Below are 17,382 nucleotides of genomic sequence, written 5' to 3'. Positions count from 1 at the left end.
GTATCGGCTCGCTGAAGTCGAACTCCCGGCTGCGGGTCCTGAGAGGCTGGACCGGCCGGTTAATTGCGCAGGTCTAAAGAGCAGGTCTGAAGATATGAATGAAGCGATGATCGATAGTTGGGGTGACGCCTCGGACGTCACGAAAAGGCTGATCGGCTCGTGGTCCTTCAACCGCGTCATCGAAGGCCAGGCTACGATGCAGGGTATCGCGATCTTCACGCCACTGGACGGGGGGCGGTTGGCCTACCGCGAGCAGGGATATCTGACGCTCGCGAACGGCACCATTGTGCAGGCCGAACGCGAATACGTCTTCAGCAGCAGCGACGGAGGTTTCAAGGTCTTCTTCAGGGAAGATCCGCCGCGGCTGTTTCACGAGATTTCACTGTCCGCATCTTCCGGAGGAGAGCTGAGCGGACGTGCGCGCCATCTTTGCAAGCACGACGACTATCAGTCGGCCTACAAGTTTCGGCCGGATGGAACGTTCGTCGTCCGTCATGTCGTATCGGGTCCACGCAAGGACTATACGATGAACACGACCTACACGCGTCTCTCGTGATCAAGCCGGGGCGATGGCGACGGCCGTGCCGCCTCTCACCGCCAGAGCTCACTCTCCGCCACGCGGTTGATGTCGGCGAGCCGGCGATTGGCGTCGCCGTGAAGATCGATGCTCTCAACCAGCGTTAGCAGACGCTGATATGCGCCATCGGCGATTTCGACCGGCAGCGGCTCCTCGTCAAAGGCCTCGACATAGCTGCCGACGAGGCTGCTCAACAGGCGGCAAAGACCGCGCTGGGCGGGATCGTCCCGGCCGAGCGTCTCGAGCTTTTGCTGAAATGTCCGGAAGGTGCGCAGGCCGTGGTGCTGCTGCGAAAGCCACGTATGCAGGTCGTTCATGTGAGCTCCTTCGAGTTACAGAAGAAGCTACCGGTTTATACAGGTGGGATGTGACGATTGGAAGGGGAGGGAAACACCGGATTCGTTGATCTAGTCCGCCTTCGCCAAGGCTTCGGCGGGACAGCCTTCGCTGCTTCGCATGGATAGACTGCGCCCGGCTCGCCCAGCCGTAGCTGCGAAGCAGCGAAGGCTGGTGCCCCTGGCCGGAATCGAACCAGCACTCCTTGCGGAACTCGATTTTGAGTCGAGCGCGTCTACCAATTCCGCCACAGGGGCCCCCGGTCGGCCCCTGGAGAAGGGCCTCGCAAAGCGGGCGGACTATAGCCATGGACAGGGCAGGGTCAACCCGCGCCAAAGTGATCCCGGCCGTTCTCGACAGCCGCCTGGGCCGGGGTTAGAGCCTAAGGAAAGCGACCCCATCGGAAGAGGCTGCCGTGACGACCCAGAGTGCCGCAATACCTGCATTCAGGCCGGCTGGGACCGGTCCCGCGCTGACCGCCTCGGTGCTCGTCACGCTGATTGCCGCCGCGACCATCGCCGGCGCCTGGTTCTTCCAGCTCGTGCTGGAGATCCTGCCCTGTCCGCTGTGCCTGGAGCAGCGCTACGCCTATTATCTCGCGATCCCGGTCGGCGTGCTGACGGCGCTTGCGGCGCGGAGCGGGGCGCCGCGGCCGCTGCTGCTCGCGGGCCTTGCGATCCTCGCGCTGGCGACACTCGCCAATGCCGGCCTCGGCACCTACCACTCCGGCGTCGAATGGGGGTTCTGGAAGGGCCCGACCGATTGCTCCGGTCCCGTCATCAATCTCGGCAATGCCGCCGACCTGCTGTCCAAGCTGGATACCGTGAAGGTGGTGCGCTGCGACGAGGTGCAGTGGCGCTTCCTCGGCCTCTCGCTCGCCGGCTACAACGTGCTGATCTCGCTGTTGATGGCGGCGATCGCGGCGTGGGGATTTTTGCGGACGGCGAAGCGCTAGGTAAGCTGCCGTAGGGTGGGCAAAGCGACTTGTCCGCCGTAGCTCGAAGAGCGAAGGCGGAAGCGTGCCCACCACTTTTAGCGATATTGCGGGAGCACGGTGGGCACGGCGCTAGCGCGCCTTTGCCCACCCTACGAGACCGGAGCTCCGCTACGACTACGGCGCTTCGCTAATCATCCACATCGTCCTGCGTGCGGCCGAACAGGTGCACGATGCCCGGGGTCGCGATCGTCACGAACACGAAGCGCGACAAATGATGGGCGCCGACGAAGATCGGGTCGATGTGCAGCGTGAGCGCGAGCGCCAGCATCGCGTCCATCGCGCCCGGCGCAAAGGCGACGACGACATCCGATAATTTCACCTGCGTGGTGAGCGCGACGATGCCGACGAAGATGGCCGAGACGGCGATGGCCACGGCAAACGAGCCCAGCGCCGCATGGATGTGGCCGGCGAGCGTCTTGATCCGCATCCGCGCGAAACGGCTGCCGATCAATGCGCCGATGCCGATCAGCGCCACGCCGCGCACCCAGTTCGGCAGGCCGCCCTCGACCCAGCCTGCGCCATGCAGCACGCTGGAGGCGATCATCGCGCCGAACATCCAGCTCGCCGGAAACTTGATCAGCCGCAGCAGGAGCGCTGCGGCCAGCGAGGCCGCGACCAGCTCCACGAGCTCGAGCGGCGAGGCGATCGTCGTCGTCAGCGACGGCGCGACGGAGGGCGCCACGCCCGCGAACGCGAGCACCATCGGCAGCGCCGCGGTGAGGATGATGACGCGCAGGGTCTGCACCACCGCGATGCCGGGCAGGTCGGCGCCGCGCTCGACCGCCAGGATCGTGATCTGCGACAGCGCCCCGGGGCTGCCGGCAAGGAAGGCCGAGGTGCGGTCCCAGCCATGGATGCGCTGGAGGTAATAGCTCGAGCCGAAGGTCGAGCAGAAGGTCGCGAGCGCAAGCAGGCCGATGGTGAGGGGATAGGCACTGACCTGTTGCAGCAGATGGCGCGAGACGACCGACCCCAGTGAAATGCCGAGCAGCACCAGCACGGTCTGGGTCAGGATCGGCGGCAGCGCCAGCTGGCGGCCGGCGATCGCGGCGATCCCGACCGCGATCATAGAGCCCGAGATCAGTCCCCCGGGAAGTCCGGCGACCAGAAACACGAGGCCGCCGGCGGTGCCGATGACGAGCGTCTCCACCGTGCTCAAGATCTTGGCACGGCTTGGCCATTCGAACGGCAGGGAGGCGGTGATTTGCTTCACGCCACCTTATCGCAAATCAGCGAGAGGCACACAATTGCAGCCTCGTCATGCCGCAATGCGCGCGCCTCTCACGGACGCTCGCGAACCGTAGTGTGACGGATTTACTTCTTGTCGGCGGCGGGGGCGGCGGGGGCGGCGGTGCCGGCCTTCGCTTCCTTCATGCACTCACGGCGGAATTTTTTGCGCTCCTTGCCCTTCAGTGCCTTGGCGTCCGCTTGCTTGGAGCATTCGAGCGACTCCGCCGAGCGCTCCTTCGACGCCTTCTTGTCGGCGGCGGGGGCGGCGGCAGTTGTGGTCTTGGCGTCGGTCTTGGCAGCCGGCGCGGCGGTCTGCGCGAAGGCGGTGCCGGTGGCGAGCAGGGAGGTCAGGGCGACGATGGCGAGGCGAGACGTGAAGGTCATGGTGGTGCACTCTTGCGAGATTGCGGAGGGTTGGGAACGTCGGCTCGCCTTGCTGAACGCGACATGAATAATCCGAGCCGGGGGGATCACTATATTTTGGCGGCAGGCGCCATCGCTTCCTTGTCGCGGCCGGGCGGCACGCTAGGATAGCAATCCTCGTTTCGCTTCCGTCGGGGAAGACCAAGGAGGAGGACCAAGGATGACCATTCAATCAAAATTGCTGTGTGCGGTTGCATTGACGGGCTTTGCCGCGCTGGTCGCGAGCGCGCCGGCGCAGGCGCTGACCTCGCAGGAGTGCAGCGCGAAATACCAGGCCGCCAAGAAGGACGGCTCGCTTGGCACAACGAAGTGGAATGACTTCCGCAAGGCCCAGTGCGGAGCGGATGCGACGCCTGCCGCCGCGCCGGCCGCCGCTGCTCCGGCTGCGCCCGCCGCTCCTGCCGAGCCGAAGCAGGCGAAGAAGGAGGCGGCCCCCGCTGCCGCGCCAACCCTGCCGGCCGGACCCGCGATCTATCCGAACGCGGTCGATCCGAAATACGCCAAGGAGACCGCCGGCAAGGCGCGCCTCCACACCTGCGTCGACCAGTACAACGCCAACAAGACCACCAACGGCAATGGCGGCATGAAGTGGATCGAGAAGGGCGGCGGCTATTACAGCGAGTGCAACAAGAAGCTGAAGGGCGCCGCCTGAGCTTCGACATGATGCGATGGCCGGAGCAAAGCTCCGGCCATTAGCCCAACAGCTTCTCGGCCGACTTCGCCACCAGCTGCGAGCGTTTGCGTGGACCGCGCTCGACGAACAGCAAGCTCTGGCCGAAGATGAAGCAATAGAACAGGAAGGCCTGCGCCTCGGCCGCCTCGGCCTCGAGGCCGGTCGCGCGATAGAGCTCGGCGACGTGCTTGAGCCGCGCCGCGTCCACGCTCGCGACCGCCGCGGCGGCGTTTTCGTCCGAGCGGGCCCATTGCCGGATCGCGAGCTCGATCGCCATGCCCTCCGGATTGAGCCGCTCGGAATAAAGCTGGATCACCGCCTTCAGCCGCTCGCGGGGCTCTTGCCCATCGAGGCTTGTCTGCTGCGCGATTGACGCCGCACGTCCCTCGCGCCAGCGTTCCAGCATGGCATCGAGCAGCGCGGCACGGTCGGCGAAGCGGCGGTAGAAGCCGCCCTTGGTGACGCCGAGATTCTTGGCGAGCAGCTCGACCCTGACACCCTCGACCCCCGAGCGGGCGAGCTCGGTAAACCCTGCCTCGACCCAGACATCGCCCTTGCCGTCGTTCATGAAGGAAGCCTCACCGGTTCTTGATACGGTACCGTATTGCTAACGCGCGGAGGTGCTGATACGCTACCGTATCAATGATCAGAGGGCGGAAAAACGGCAGGAGCAATTGCGATGCAGGAGGCGACCTATCGCGGCACGGTCTATCCGTGGCAGTGCGATCATGTCGGTCACATGAATATCATGTGGTATGTCGGCAAATTCGACGAGGCCAACTGGAATCTGTTCGCCCGCCTCGGGCTGACGCCGAGCTATCTGCGCTCTTCCGGCCGCGGCATGGCCGCCGTGCAGCAGAACATCACCTACAGGCGGGAGCTGCTCGCTGGCGACATCGTCGAGATCCGCAGCCATTTGCTGGAGGTCCGCGACAAGTCGATCCGCTTCCGGCACGACATGACCAATGCCGAGACCGGCGAGATCGCCGCGTTGTGCGACATCACCGGCGTGCACATGGACCGCAGCCAGCGGAAGTCGGCGCCGTTCACGGATGCGATCCGCGCGGTCGCTCTGCAGCATCTTGCCGAGCCGGCCGAGGCCTGAGCCATGGCCGCGTTCGAGCCGAAAAATCCGGGCTATCGTGCTGCCGCCATTGCCATGTTCGACGGCCAGCCGGCGATGCGCACGCTCGGCATCGTGATCGTCCGCCTCGCGCCGGGCGAGGTCGAATTGGCCATGCTGCATTCGGCGGCCTTCACGCAGCAGAACGGTTTTGTCCATGCCGGCATCATCACGGCAGGCCTCGACAATGCCTGCGGCGTCGCCGCCTTCACCCTGATGCCGCGCGAGGCCGACATCCTGACCGTCGAGTTCAAGACCACGCTGTTGGCGCCCGCCCGCGGCGCGCGCTTCGTCTTCAAGGCCGAGGTGGTCAAGCCCGGCCGCACGCTGACCTTCTGCGAGGCCAGGGCCTTTGCCGAGCACGAGGGCAACACCACGCTGATCGCCACCATGACCGGGACGCTGATGGCGATGCTGCCCCGCGCGGCGGCTTCGCCAGCGCCGGCGGCGATCCGCGCATAGCATGGCGATGACATCGCGCCCGCAACGCTCTATATGACGCGTAACAGGTCCCGGTCGCGAACCGTATTTGCAGCGATGGGACCGAAACGGGACGAGATATGGCTGGATTCAGGAACAAGGGCCTCGTGGCGACGCGGCGTGCGGCGCTGACGCTGATCGGGGCGGGTGCCCTTGCGGCAGGTCGGATCACCTCTGCGCGCGCGGCCGCCGCCGATGACGAGGTGCTGACCGAAGCCAAGGTGTTGCGCGACCCCGATGTTCCCGTCGCCGGTAATCCCGACGGCAACATCAGCATCATCGAATGGTCCGACTACAATTGTCCCTATTGCCGCAAGCTCGAGCCGGAGCTGCGCCAGGTGGTCCAGGACGACGGCAAGGTCAGGCTGGTGATGAAGGATTGGCCGATCCTCGGGCCGGTCTCGGTCACCGCGGCGCGGATCGCGCTCGCGGCAAAATTCCAGGACAAATACCATCAGGCGCATGATGCCATGATGGGTGTCAGCTCGCGCCTGACAGAGCCGCGCATCAACGAGCTGCTCGCGGCCGCCGGCGTCGACATGGACCGCCTGAAGCGCGATCTCACCGACCGCGCCAAGGACATCGACGCCGTCCTCAAGCGCAACAACGAGCAGGCCGAAGCCTTCGGCTTCAGCGGTACCCCCTCCTTCATCGTCGGCAAGTACCGCGTGCCGGGCGTGCTCAGCATGACCGAGTTCGAGCAGGTCATCGCCGATGCCCGCAAGGCCAAGATGAACTGACGTGAGCACATCGATCGCCGTCAACGCAAAGGCGCCGCCGCGGACCCGCGACGGCGCCTTGTTCGTGATACGGCGTCGTTACTTCGACGAGATGCGGACCCAGTCCTTGTGCGCGCGATCGCGCAGCGCATCCCAGTCGGCCTTGGCGACGTCCCAGTTCACGATGGTGCGATTGGTCGTTGCAACCTCGCCATTGGCGACCGACGACGTCTGCATGGAGTCGTAGACGTATACGCCGCAACTGAGCAGCAGTGCGCCCAAAATCATTCCGAAAAACGTCTGCATCTGCGAACCTCCGGTGACGGGCGATAACGTCGGCCCGGAGTGATGGTTCCGCGGCAGTACGGCGCAGATAAGGACGACCCGTTCATCCGCGGTTCAGCCACTCCAGCAGCTCTGCGTTGATCTCGCGCGGATAGGTGTGGCTGAGGTCGTCGATCTCGCGATAGGTGACATCGGCGCCGGCGGCGGAGAGGGCCGCCTGCGTCTGGCGCGCGGTCTGTACCGGAAACATCCAGTCGAGCTTGCCGTGGGTGATGAAGATCGGCAGTCCCTGCAGGCGCACGGCGTCCGCCATCGCCGCCATCAGCGGATGGAACGTCGCCGACACCGGCGCGAGATGCGTGAAGGGCGAGGCGCCGTCGAGCCCGGTGACGTAGCAGAAGGTGCCGCCGTCACTCATGCCGCTCAGCAGCAGGCGCGAACCGTCGACGCTCCAGCGGCTGCGCACCGTGTCGAGAATGCGCATGAGGTTCGGCGTGTCGCTATCGTCGCCCATCAGCGCCCATGTCGGGCCGGTCGCGGTCGGCGCCACCAGGATCGCGCCAAGGCTGCGGGCATCGCGCAGCCAGCTCCAGAGAAAACCGCGGCCGTTGCCGCTGCCGCCATGCAGCGCCATCACCAGCGGCATGGCGCGCTCCGGCGAATAATATTCTGGCACATAGACCGAGAAGCCGCCGCGGCTGCCGGGCTCGTTGTGGTCGTGGAAGATGCCGGTGTGTTCGCCCGCGCCGGCTTCCAGCCGCGCCAGCAGATCGTCATTCTCGCGATTGGCGGCGTTAAGGAAGAAGCTGCTCACCGGCGGAAACTGGGTCGACAGCGGGTACAGCGCCTCCTGCGCACGAGGCAGATGGCGCAGCGCGCGGAAGACCGCGACGAGATCGCCATTGCCGCGCTCGACCTCGCGTATGCCGGCAAAGGCGGCGAGCGTCTCGTTGCAGGCGCGGTCGAGCCGCTCGCGCAGCCCGGTGAACTGCTCGGGCCAGGCGCCGATCGCAGCGTGCACCGCCTGCAGCGCCGCGTCGGGCGCGCCGATCGCATTCATCACCGAGGCAAAGGCCGGCGGATGCAGATTCCGAGTGAAGAAGCCGAGTGCTTCCAGCGCGTTGAGCAGCGGCGGCAGCACGGTCACGATGTCGTCAACGACGGCCTCGGTCATCGCCGCTTCCTTGCGTCAGTTCGGTGGTGTCAGTGCAGCTTCGGCGCTTTCAGCAACTTGAAGCGATCGGTCGACGTCACCGTGACGTCGAAGGTGACACCTTCATGATGCACGGTCAGCGGCACGTCGACGCCGGCGGCGCCTAGCGCCCACATCGTCTTGTAGAAGGCGGTCTGGCTCGTCACCTCCTGGCCGTCCACCGCAAGGATGACATCGCCGGTCTTCAGCTCCGCGCGCGCGGCCGGGCCGTTGGTGGAGATCCCGATCACCACCAGGCGGTTGTCGATTTCGGTCGAATAGAGCCCGAGCCAGGGGCGCGACGGCTTATTGACGCGGCCGAATTTGCGCAGATCGTCGAGCACCGGCTTCAACAGGTCGATCGGCACGATCATGTTGACGTGCTCGGCCTTGCCTTCGCGTTCGCGCTCGAGCTGCAGCGAGCCGATGCCGATCAGCTCCCCGCGCTCGTTGAGCAGCGCCGTGCCGCCCCAGTTCGGATGTGCGGGATAGGTGAACACGGCCTCGTCCAGCAGATATTCCCAGTAGCCGGCGAATTCTTGCTTGGCCACGATCTGGCTCGCGACCGAGCGCGTGCGCCCGCCGGCGCCGCCGACCACGACGCGGTCGCCGACCCTTGTTTTCGCCGAGTTGCCGAGCGGCAAGGGTTCGACGTCGAGCTGACCGAGCGCCTGCACGAGGCCGAAGCCGGTGACGGAATCGAAACCGAGCGCATGCCCTTCGACGACGCGCCCGTCGGCGAGATGCAGCCACACCGATTCCGCCTCGGTAATGAGGTAGCCGATGGTGAGCACCAGCCCGTTGTCGATCACGACGCCGTTGCCGGCGCGTTCGGTGCCCAGCGTTTCGGCACTGAAGGCGTCGGGCGGGATGATGGCGTGCAGGCCGACGACGGACGCGAGCGAGCGGTCGAGATCGAAACCGTAATCGCTCGCGCGCGGCTGATTGGCCGGCGGCACTCTCCATTCGGTCAGGGCGGGCATGGAGTTCTCCTGGCTGAGAGCATTGCTCCGCCTTGGCCGGCGGAACGACGCGCGAAGCACTCATAATTTAGGCTGGAGGAGGCCGTCTTGAAAGCCTCGATCCCAACTATTCCGGAGAACGCCGCGTGAAATCTTCGACAGGCACAGGAACGCCCGCACAGGTGGCAAGCGGCCGCGCGATCCAGCACCGGCCGCATGGCTGCTGTCCCGCGACGTGCTAGGCGGGGTGCAATGAAGCTGCTAACCATTGCCGCTTCGTTTGACCAAGAGATCACGGACCGAAGCATGGATAATCGCAGCGACATCTGGCGTGGCGTCGACACGATCAAGGCGCGTTTCATCGACCTCAGCGACAGGGTCTGGGGCATGCCCGAGGTGTGCTACACCGAGGCGCGGTCCGCCGCCGAGCATCTCGCCGAGCTGCGCCACCAGGGTTTCCGTATCACCGAGAACGTCGCGGGCATCCCGACCGCGGTAATGGGCGAGTGGGGTGAGGGCGGTCCGGTCATTGCCTTCATGGGTGAATATGACGCGTTGCCGGGCCTCAGCCAGGAGGCCGGCGTCGCCGAGCACCGTCCGGTCGAGACCGGCGGCCACGGCCACGGTTGCGGCCACAATCTGCTTGGTTCCGCGGCGCTGCTCGCCGCGACCGCGATGAAGGACTGGCTCGCCGAGAACAAGGTGCCCGGCCGCGTGCGCTATTACGGCTGCCCGGCGGAAGAGGGCGGCGCAGCCAAGGCCTTCATGGTGCGCTCGGGCGCGTTTGAAGACGCCGACATCGCCATCACCTGGCATCCGCACAGCTTCTGGGAAGTCGCGGTGACGCCGTCGCTCGCCAACACGCGCGCGGATTTCATCTTCACCGGCCGCACGTCGCACGCGGCGGCCTCGCCGCATCTCGGCCGCTCTGCGCTCGACGCGGTGGAGCTGATGAATGTCGGCGTGAACTACATGCGCGAGCACATGCCGAGCGACGCGCGCGTGCATTACGCCCTGCTCGACACCGGCGGCATCGCCCCCAACGTGGTGCAGGCGCATGCGCGCGTGCGTTATTCGATCCGCGCCCGCGATCTGCCCGGCATGAACGAGCTGGTCGGACGCGTCAGCAAGATCGCAGAAGGCGCGGCGTTGATGACCGAGACCAAGGTCGAGATGAAGATCATCTCCGCGGTCTCCAACATCCTGCCGAATACGCCGCTGGAGCAGGCCTTGCACCGGGTGATGGAAGAGCTGGGGCCGCCGCATTTCGACGACGCCGACAAGGGGTTTGCCAGCCAGATCCGCGCGACGCTCAGCGACAAGGACATCGCGTCGGTCTATTACGCGATCGGCATGGAGCCGACTGATCGGCCGCTGGCCGACTTCCTGGTGCCGCTCGATGCCAAGCGCAATCCGCTGGTCGGCTCGACCGACGTCGGCGACGTGAGCTGGGTGGTGCCGACCGTGCAGGTTCACGCACCCACGGTTGCAATCGGCACGCCGTTCCACACTTGGCAGGTGGTGGCGCAGGGCAAGAGCGGACACGCTCATAAGGCCATGGTGCAGGCGGCCAAGGCGATGGCCGGGATCGGCATCAAGGCGTTGACGGATCCGGAGCTGATCAAGGCCGCGAAAGCGGACTTGCAGAAGCGGACCGCCAAGACACCTTATGTCTGTCCGCTGCCGGACCACGTCGCGCCGCCGCTGACCATGTCCGTGGCGTAGAATTTCGCCTCGATACTTCGTCTGATGCCGCGAACAAATTTTCCGCAGTGCAATGTGGATTCCGGCGCGATTTAGCGCCGGATTGCCGAACGCTTGGGCTGCGGAACAGAGTTTTGCCCAACAGACAGCCAGAACACCGTTTGCATACACATGGTCGCAGTTGACGCGCGGCCTATTCGGTGTGCCATCTACCGCCAGCAAAAACCCGGCGGCCGCGGTGCGGCTGCCTGCATCCATACGGGAACCAGACGGGGGACAACCATGCTGGATAAAGAACTGCGTTCGATGATCGGTGACGTGAAGGACGGCCGGATGGACCGCCGTGCCTTCATCATGCGTATGGCCGCGGTCGGCCTCACCGCACCCCTCGCCAACCAGATCCTCGCGCTCGGCGGCGTCGCCATGGCGGAAGGTGCCCAGACCTACAAGCCGACCAAGCGCGGCGGCGGCGGTGCGCTGAAGCTGCTGTGGTGGCAGGGGCCGACCCTGCTCAATCCGCATTTCGCCACCGGCACCAAGGACCAGGACGGCGCGCGCCTGTTCTACGAGCCCCTCGCCTGCTGGGATCCCGACGGCAACATGAAGCTGGTTCTGGCGGCCGAAATTCCCTCGATCCAGAACGGCGGCCTCGCCGCCGACGGCAAGTCGGTGACCTGGAAGCTCAAACCAGGCGTCAAATGGCATGACGGCAAGCCGTTCACCGCCGATGACGTCGTGTTCAACTGGGAATATGCCAGGGATCCGGCGACCTCCGCCCTGACCATCGCGACGCTCCGCGACATCACGGTCGAGAAGGTGGATGACCTCACGGTTCGCATCCTCTTTAACAAGCCGACGCCGTTCTGGGCCGACGCCTTTGTCGGGGCTCCCAACACCATCATCCCCAAACATTTGTTCGCCGACTACAAGGGGTCCAAATCGCGGGAAGCGCCCACCAACCTCTCGCCGGTCGGCACTGGCCCCTACAAGTTCGTCGAGTTCAAGCCGGGCGATCTCGTCCGCGGCCAGCTCAATCCCGATTACCACATGCCGAACCGGCCTTATTTCGACACGGTCGAGATGAAGGGCGGCGGCGACGCCGTCTCTGCGGCGCGCGCGGTGATCCAGACCGGCGAATATGATTTCGGATGGAACATCCAGGTCGAGGACGACGTGCTGCTGCGCCTCGAAAAGGGCGGCAAGGGCAAGACCGTTTATGCCGTGGGCGGCGACACCGAATTCATCGCGCTCAACTTCACCGATCCGAACACCGAGGTCGATGGCGAGCGCTCCTCGATGAAGACCAAGCATCCGCTGTTCTCCGATCCGGCGGTACGCAAGGCGCTGTCGATGCTGGTCGACCGCGAGTCCATCAAGAAGGCGATCTACGGCCGCGCCGGCCGCACCACCGCCAACTTCCTCAACGGTCCCGAGAAGTTCGTCTCCAAGAACACGACCTGGGAATTCAGCATCGAGAAGGCCTCGAAGCTGCTCGACGACGCCGGCTGGAAGCCCGGCGCGGATGGCATCCGCGAGAAGGACGGCAAGAAGCTGAAGCTTCTGTACCAGACCTCGATCAACGGACCGCGTCAGAAGACCCAGGCGATCGTCAAGCAGGCCTGTCAGAAGGCCGGCATCGACGTCGAGCTGAAGTCGGTGGTGGCGTCCGTGTTCTTCTCCTCCGATGTCGCCAACCCCGACACCTACGCGCATTTCTACGCCGATCTCCAGATGTTCCAGATCCCGCTGAGCCAGCCGGATCCGTCTCAGCATATGCGCCGCTATCTGTCGACCAACGTCGCCACGAAGGAGAACAAGTGGCAGGGCACGAACTTCCCGCGCTGGGTCAACAAGGACTATGACGCAGCGATCGAAGCAGCCGAAGGCGAAATGGATCCGGTCAAGCGCGCGGCGCACTATATCAAGGCCAACGACCTCATGTTCCAGGACACCGTGTTCATCCCGGCGCAGCATCGCCTAAAGGTGGAAGCGGCAGCCAACAATCTGCGCCCGATCATCAGCGGCTGGGCCAACGAAACCGACAATCTGCACGATTGGTACCGCGAGGAATGATCCCCCAGCTCTAGACGGGGTCTTTCCCTATGAGTCAGTACGTCCTGCGTCGCCTCCTGATCGCGATTCCGAGTCTTCTCGGAATCTCGGTTGTGCTGTTTGTCGTGCTGGCGCTTGCGCCAGGCGATCCGTTCTCGGAACTGGCGACGAACCCGAACGTCCCGCCCGAGGTGCAGGCCGCACTTCGGGCCAAGTTCGGCCTCGACGATCCGATCCACCTCCGTTACCTGCACTGGCTCAACGCCATGCTGCACGGCGACTGGGGTTTCTCCTTCGTCAGCCGGATGAATGTCGACACGCTGATCCTTCAGCGTCTGCCGGCGACGCTCTACGTGATCGGCTCGGCGCAGATCCTGGCGCTGCTGATTGCGATCCCCGTCGGTGTCTATGCGGCGACAAAGCCCTATTCGCTGTTCGACCAGATCGCCAATACGCTCGCCTTCGTCGGCTTCTCGCTGCCGACCTTCTTCACCGGCATCCTGTTCATCCTGATCTTCTCGGTCACGCTGGACTGGCTGCCTTTCGTCTATACGACCGACATCAAGGGCACCGGCATCCATTGGGTGCTGGAGATGATCCGGCAGGCGATCATGCCGGTGGCGGTGCTCGGTCTGTTCCAGGCTGCGTCGATGACGCGCTTCGTGCGCTCGGCGATGCTGGACGTGATCCGGCTCGACTATGTCACCACGGCGCGCGCCAAGGGGCTTGGGCAGGCCACGGTCATCGTCAAGCACGTCATGCGCAACGCCATGATCCCGGTCGTCACCCTGATTGCGTTGCAGATGCCGGCCGTGTTCGGCGGCGCCATCGTCACCGAGCAGATATTCCGCATCCCCGGCATCGGCTCGCTACTGATCTCCTCCATCCTCTCCAACGACACGCCGGTGGTGATGGCCGTTACCTTCGTCTTCGCGTGCCTCGTCGTGCTGTTCAATCTCATCGCGGACGTCCTTTATGGCTGGCTTGACCCTCGCATCTCCCTCCGCTGAGCGGCGCGTCTACTCGCCCTGGCGCGAGATGTGGCGGCGCTACAGCCGCCACAAGCTCGCCGTGGTCAGTGCGTTTCTGCTCCTCATTCTGATCCTGGCGGTGGTGGCCGGCCCCTTCGTCTGGCGGGTCAAGATCGACGACATCGATATCGTGGCGGGCATGCAGGGGCCGTCGCTTGCCCATCCGTTCGGCACCGACGATCTCGGGCAGGACATCCTGGCCCGCATGATCTATGGCGGCCGCATCTCGCTCGCGGTCGGCCTTGCCGCGATGCTGGTCTCGGTCTTTATCGGTGTCCTGATCGGCGCGCTCGCCGGCATGTCGCGCGGCGCGCTCGGCCACGGCCTGATGTGGCTCACCGATCTCTTCCTGTCGCTGCCGCAACTGCCGCTGCTGCTGCTGCTGATCTATCTCTTCCGCGACGGGCTGAAGCAGATGTTCGGTCCCGAGGGCGGCATCTTCATCCTGATCGTGCTCGTGATCGGCGGCTTGCGCTGGATGCCGGTCGCGCGGCTGGTGCGCGCGCAGTTCCTGTCGATCCGCGAGAAGGAGTTCGTCGAGGCCGCCCGTGCGCTCGGCGCAAGTCCGGTGCGCCAGGTGGTGCGGCACATCCTGCCCAATGCGCTCGGTCCCGTGATCATCGCCGGCACCATCGACGTCGCTGCCGCCATCATCGCGGAATCGACACTGTCCTTCCTCGGCCTCGGCTTTCCGCCGGATACGCCAACCTGGGGCCGGCTCTTGTACGACGCCAAGGATTTCCTCGACATCGGCCCGCACTGGGCGCTGTTTCCGGGCGGCGCGATCTTCATCGCGGTGGTCGCCATCAACTTCATCGGCGACGGCCTGCGTGACGCGCTCGATGCGCGACGGGTGATCTGATGGCGCCGCTGCTGGAAATCAAAGGGCTGAAAACCCACTTCTCGACCGACGACGGCATCCTGCAGGCCGTCGACGGTGTCGACATCTCCATCAACAAGGGCGAGACGCTCTGTGTCGTCGGCGAATCCGGCTGCGGCAAGACCATGACCGCGATGTCGATCCTGAAGCTGATCGCCATGCCGCCCGGCCGCATCGCGGCGGGCCAGATCATCTTCGAGGGCCGCGATCTCGTGCCGCTGACGAGCCGTCAGCTCGACGAGATCAGGGCCAAGGAGATCGGCTTCATCTTCCAGGAGCCGATGACCTCGCTCAATCCGGTGCTCACCATCGGCGAGCAGATCGCCGAGAGCCTGCGCCGGCATGAAGCGGTGACGAAGAAGCAGGCGCTCGAGCGCACCATCGAGATGCTGAAGCTGGTGCAGATCCCCAACGCCGAAGGCCGCGTGCACAATTATCCGCACCAGTTCTCAGGCGGCATGCGCCAGCGCGTGATGATCGCGATGGCGCTCGCCTGCAGGCCGAAGCTGATCATCGCCGACGAGCCGACCACCGCGCTCGACGTCACCATCCAGGCGCAAATCCTCGACCTCCTGCAGGACATGAAGGAGCGCTTCGGCATGGCGGTGATGCTGATCACCCACGCCATGGGCGTCGTCGCCGAGACCGCGCAGCGCGTCGTCGTGATGTATGCCGGCAAGGTGGTGGAGGAAGCGCTCGTCGACGACCTCTTCGGCAATCCCGGCCACCCCTACACCCAGGGGCTGATCCGCTCGATCCCGCGCATCGATCTCGACAGCGAGCACAAGACAAGGCTCGAAGCGATCGGCGGCTCGGTGCCGATCCTGATCAATCCGCCGGTCGGCTGCCGCTTCGCCCCGCGCTGCAAGTTTGCCATGAACGTCTGCACCGAGAAGGAGCCGCTGCTGCGCGAGATCGCGCCCGGCCACCGCATGGCCTGTCATTTGGGAGATACGCAGTTGGGAGGCACGGCATGACCGAGCCCTTGCTCCGCGTCAGCGGCCTGAAGAAATATTTCCCCGTGCACGGCGGCCTGTTGTCGCGCCAGGTCGGCAGCGTCTATGCGGTCGACGGGGTCTCGTTCTCGGTCAACCGCGGCGAGACGCTCGGCCTCGTCGGCGAATCCGGCTGCGGCAAATCCACCACTGGCCGCTGCGTGCTGCGCCTGATCGAGCCGACCGACGGCGAGGTCGTGTTCGACGGCCAGGACGTGCGCCAGCTCAGCGGCAATGATTTGCGCGCGATGCGGCGGAACATGCAGCTGGTGTTCCAGGATCCGTTCGCCTCGCTCAATCCGCGCATGACGGTCGGCGCCATCCTCGGTGAGGCCCTGATCATCCATAAGCTCGGGTCGTCGGCCAAGGAGCGCGAGGAGCGCGTCGCCAGCCTGCTCGTGAAGGTCGGCCTCAAGGCCGAGCACATGCGCCGCTACCCGCACGAATTCTCGGGCGGCCAACGCCAGCGCATCGTGATCGCGCGGGCGCTCGCGGTCGAGCCGAAGCTGATCGTCTGTGACGAGCCGGTGTCCGCGCTCGACGTCTCGATCCAGGCGCAGGTGATCAATCTGCTGGAGGATCTCCAGGCCGAGCTGAACCTCACCTATCTGTTCGTCGCGCACGACCTGTCGGTGGTCGAGCACATCTCCGACCGCGTCGCCGTGATGTATCTCGGCCGGATCGTCGAGCTGGCGAAAGCGAGCGATCTCTACCGCAATCCGCAGCATCCCTACACCAGGGCGCTGTTGTCGGCGGTGCCGGTGCCCGATCCCAAGCTCAAGCGTGAACGCATTCGCCTCAAGGGCGACGTGCCAAGCCCGATGAAGCCGCCATCCGGCTGCCACTTCCACACCCGCTGCCCGATCGCCCAGCCGCGCTGCGCGGAAAGCGCGCCCGTACTGAGGGAAGGGGCGGGCGGCCATTTTGTGGCGTGTCATCTCGCCTGACGTCGCGCGAGACGGTGCGCCCGTTCATCCGTCCCGGAGCAGGCCGTGCGCCGAAAGGGCCTGCCGGAAAGCCTCCACCGACGTGTGATGATGCGCGAAGAGGCCCGCTTCCCGCGCGCCGGCGACATTTGCGGCGAGGTCGTCGACGAACAGAACGGTCTGCGGCGTCGTCTGTAGCTCCGACAGGCAGAGGCGATAGCAGCGCGGGTCCGGCTTGGCGGCCTTGAACCGGGCCGACGTGTAGATGCGGGAGCCGAACAGCGGACGCAATTCCGGCAGCAGCGCGTCGATATGGTCGGCGACCAGCGTGGTATTGTTGGTCAGGACGGCAACATCGATGGTCTCATGCAGGCGGCGGGCAATCTCCAGCACCGCGCGATCGGCCTTCATCGAACGGCGGCGCGCCTCCACCCACTCATCGAGCGAGAGGGGATAGCCGATGCGCTCGCCAAATCCCCGCAAATAGTCGGCGGCATCGAGCGTGCCGGAGTCGCCGAGAAGCTCGAATCCGCTCTCCCAGATCGCCTTGTAGACGAACTCACTGGTGGTCCCCGCAAGCTCCGCCAGAAACGCGACGCGCCTTCCTCTGTCGTATTCGCAGAGGACATTGTCCATATCAAAGAGGACAAGCTTGATCTCGTCAGGCACGGGAACGCTCCCGGCCGGACCGAAACATCCGGCCGTGCTCAAAGTCATATCCCACTGGAGCGCGGGCGACAAATCCGGGCGCCAAGGCCGAACGTTGCGATACTGGTGTCGAGCGTCGCAGCTTCATG

20 protein-coding genes and 1 tRNA gene are annotated in these 17,382 nt (G+C 65.1%); 12 read left to right on the top strand and 9 right to left on the bottom strand.

From position 1 onward, the window contains the following. Nucleotides 1-94: 94 nt before the first annotated feature. Nucleotides 95-556, top strand: coding sequence for a DUF6314 family protein (locus tag IVB46_RS28755; RefSeq protein WP_247313399.1), 462 nt, complete (start codon nt 95-97; stop codon nt 554-556). A 35-nt stretch (nt 557-591) separates the two neighbouring features. Here the strand turns inward: IVB46_RS28755 and IVB46_RS28750 are convergent, their stop codons facing one another. Then, on the bottom strand, nt 592-894 hold the full coding sequence (locus IVB46_RS28750; RefSeq protein WP_247313396.1) for a hypothetical protein: 303 nt from the start codon (nt 892-894) through the stop codon (nt 592-594). A 191-nt stretch (nt 895-1,085) separates the two neighbouring features. Next, nucleotides 1,086-1,170: transfer RNA gene (locus tag IVB46_RS28745), tRNA-Leu, on the bottom strand. A 158-nt stretch (nt 1,171-1,328) separates the two neighbouring features. On the opposite strand from IVB46_RS28745, the gene IVB46_RS28740 reads away from it, so the two are divergent. Continuing rightward, nucleotides 1,329-1,868: a disulfide bond formation protein B gene (locus IVB46_RS28740; protein WP_247313390.1), complete on the top strand. Its 540-nt coding sequence runs from the start codon at nt 1,329-1,331 to the stop codon at nt 1,866-1,868. A gap of 169 nt (nt 1,869-2,037) precedes the next feature. On the opposite strand, the gene IVB46_RS28735 is transcribed toward IVB46_RS28740, so the two are convergent. Both IVB46_RS28735 and IVB46_RS28730 read right to left on the bottom strand, forming a co-directional pair. Further along, complete coding sequence (locus IVB46_RS28735; RefSeq protein WP_166348789.1) at nt 2,038-3,123, bottom strand: AbrB family transcriptional regulator; 1,086 nt, start codon at nt 3,121-3,123, stop codon at nt 2,038-2,040. Nucleotides 3,124-3,224: 101 nt separating this feature from the next. Beyond that, nucleotides 3,225-3,524, bottom strand: a complete 300-nt coding sequence (locus IVB46_RS28730; protein ID WP_247313388.1) for a PsiF family protein — start codon at nt 3,522-3,524, stop codon at nt 3,225-3,227. Between the two features lie 199 nt (nt 3,525-3,723). On the opposite strand from IVB46_RS28730, the gene IVB46_RS28725 reads away from it, so the two are divergent. After that, the gene (locus IVB46_RS28725; RefSeq protein WP_063985822.1) at nt 3,724-4,215 is read left to right on the top strand and encodes a hypothetical protein; all 492 of its coding nucleotides are present in this window, start codon (nt 3,724-3,726) and stop codon (nt 4,213-4,215) included. Nucleotides 4,216-4,255: 40 nt separating this feature from the next. Here IVB46_RS28725 and IVB46_RS28720 read toward each other — a convergent pair whose 3' ends face one another. Continuing rightward, the gene (locus tag IVB46_RS28720) at nt 4,256-4,804 is read right to left on the bottom strand and encodes a TetR/AcrR family transcriptional regulator (protein ID WP_247313385.1); all 549 of its coding nucleotides are present in this window, start codon (nt 4,802-4,804) and stop codon (nt 4,256-4,258) included. Between the two features lie 111 nt (nt 4,805-4,915). Between IVB46_RS28720 and IVB46_RS28715 the strand changes: the two genes are divergently transcribed. From IVB46_RS28715 to IVB46_RS28705, 3 genes are all read left to right on the top strand, one after another. Beyond that, nucleotides 4,916-5,341: an acyl-CoA thioesterase gene (locus tag IVB46_RS28715; RefSeq protein WP_247343966.1), complete on the top strand. Its 426-nt coding sequence runs from the start codon at nt 4,916-4,918 to the stop codon at nt 5,339-5,341. Between the two features lie 3 nt (nt 5,342-5,344). Beyond that, nucleotides 5,345-5,821, top strand: coding sequence for a PaaI family thioesterase (locus IVB46_RS28710; protein WP_247313379.1), 477 nt, complete (start codon nt 5,345-5,347; stop codon nt 5,819-5,821). Nucleotides 5,822-5,919: 98 nt separating this feature from the next. Next, nucleotides 5,920-6,579 (top strand): DsbA family protein, encoded by a 660-nt coding sequence (locus IVB46_RS28705; protein ID WP_028147336.1) that lies wholly within the window; start codon nt 5,920-5,922, stop codon nt 6,577-6,579. 78 nt (nt 6,580-6,657) lie between these two features. Here IVB46_RS28705 and IVB46_RS28700 read toward each other — a convergent pair whose 3' ends face one another. From IVB46_RS28700 to IVB46_RS28690, 3 genes are all read right to left on the bottom strand, one after another. Further along, complete coding sequence (locus IVB46_RS28700; RefSeq protein WP_247313374.1) at nt 6,658-6,864, bottom strand: hypothetical protein; 207 nt, start codon at nt 6,862-6,864, stop codon at nt 6,658-6,660. An 82-nt stretch (nt 6,865-6,946) separates the two neighbouring features. Continuing rightward, nucleotides 6,947-8,017, bottom strand: coding sequence for a phospholipase (locus IVB46_RS28695; RefSeq protein ID WP_247313371.1), 1,071 nt, complete (start codon nt 8,015-8,017; stop codon nt 6,947-6,949). 29 nt (nt 8,018-8,046) lie between these two features. Beyond that, a complete protein-coding gene (locus IVB46_RS28690) occupies nt 8,047-9,018 on the bottom strand; it encodes a S1C family serine protease (RefSeq protein ID WP_085401911.1) in 972 nt (323 codons plus the stop codon). Nucleotides 9,019-9,303: 285 nt separating this feature from the next. On the opposite strand from IVB46_RS28690, the gene IVB46_RS28685 reads away from it, so the two are divergent. The 6 genes from IVB46_RS28685 to IVB46_RS28660 all read left to right on the top strand — a co-directional run bounded on the left by IVB46_RS28685 (nt 9,304) and on the right by IVB46_RS28660 (nt 16,606). Continuing rightward, nucleotides 9,304-10,722, top strand: coding sequence for a M20 family metallopeptidase (locus IVB46_RS28685; RefSeq protein WP_208068829.1), 1,419 nt, complete (start codon nt 9,304-9,306; stop codon nt 10,720-10,722). A gap of 261 nt (nt 10,723-10,983) precedes the next feature. Next, nucleotides 10,984-12,774, top strand: coding sequence for a peptide ABC transporter substrate-binding protein (locus tag IVB46_RS28680; protein ID WP_071909319.1), 1,791 nt, complete (start codon nt 10,984-10,986; stop codon nt 12,772-12,774). Nucleotides 12,775-12,803: 29 nt separating this feature from the next. Then, nucleotides 12,804-13,763: an ABC transporter permease gene (locus IVB46_RS28675; RefSeq protein ID WP_063985816.1), complete on the top strand. Its 960-nt coding sequence runs from the start codon at nt 12,804-12,806 to the stop codon at nt 13,761-13,763. Further along, entirely contained in the window at nt 13,729-14,646 is a 918-nt protein-coding gene (locus IVB46_RS28670; RefSeq protein WP_014491615.1) for an ABC transporter permease, read from the top strand. The genes IVB46_RS28675 and IVB46_RS28670 overlap by 35 nt, the downstream gene beginning before the upstream one ends. Next, nucleotides 14,646-15,641 carry an ABC transporter ATP-binding protein gene (locus IVB46_RS28665; RefSeq protein ID WP_247343963.1) on the top strand — a complete coding sequence of 332 codons (996 nt, stop codon included), beginning with the start codon at nt 14,646-14,648 and terminating at the stop codon, nt 15,639-15,641. Before IVB46_RS28670 ends, IVB46_RS28665 begins: the two co-directional genes overlap by 1 nt. Beyond that, nucleotides 15,638-16,606, top strand: a complete 969-nt coding sequence (locus IVB46_RS28660; protein WP_063985815.1) for a dipeptide ABC transporter ATP-binding protein — start codon at nt 15,638-15,640, stop codon at nt 16,604-16,606. The genes IVB46_RS28665 and IVB46_RS28660 overlap by 4 nt, the downstream gene beginning before the upstream one ends. Before the next feature lie 24 nt (nt 16,607-16,630). Here IVB46_RS28660 and IVB46_RS28655 read toward each other — a convergent pair whose 3' ends face one another. Then, nucleotides 16,631-17,302 (bottom strand): HAD family phosphatase, encoded by a 672-nt coding sequence (locus IVB46_RS28655; protein ID WP_346016146.1) that lies wholly within the window; start codon nt 17,300-17,302, stop codon nt 16,631-16,633. Between the last annotated feature and the right edge of the window lie 80 nt (nt 17,303-17,382).

It is taken from the genome of Bradyrhizobium sp. 61 (assembly GCF_023073075.1).
Taxonomy (GTDB): domain Bacteria; phylum Pseudomonadota; class Alphaproteobacteria; order Rhizobiales; family Xanthobacteraceae; genus Bradyrhizobium; species Bradyrhizobium barranii.
The sequence above is the reverse complement of the archived record's forward strand: the minus strand, read 5'-3'. Positions and strand labels throughout refer to the sequence as shown.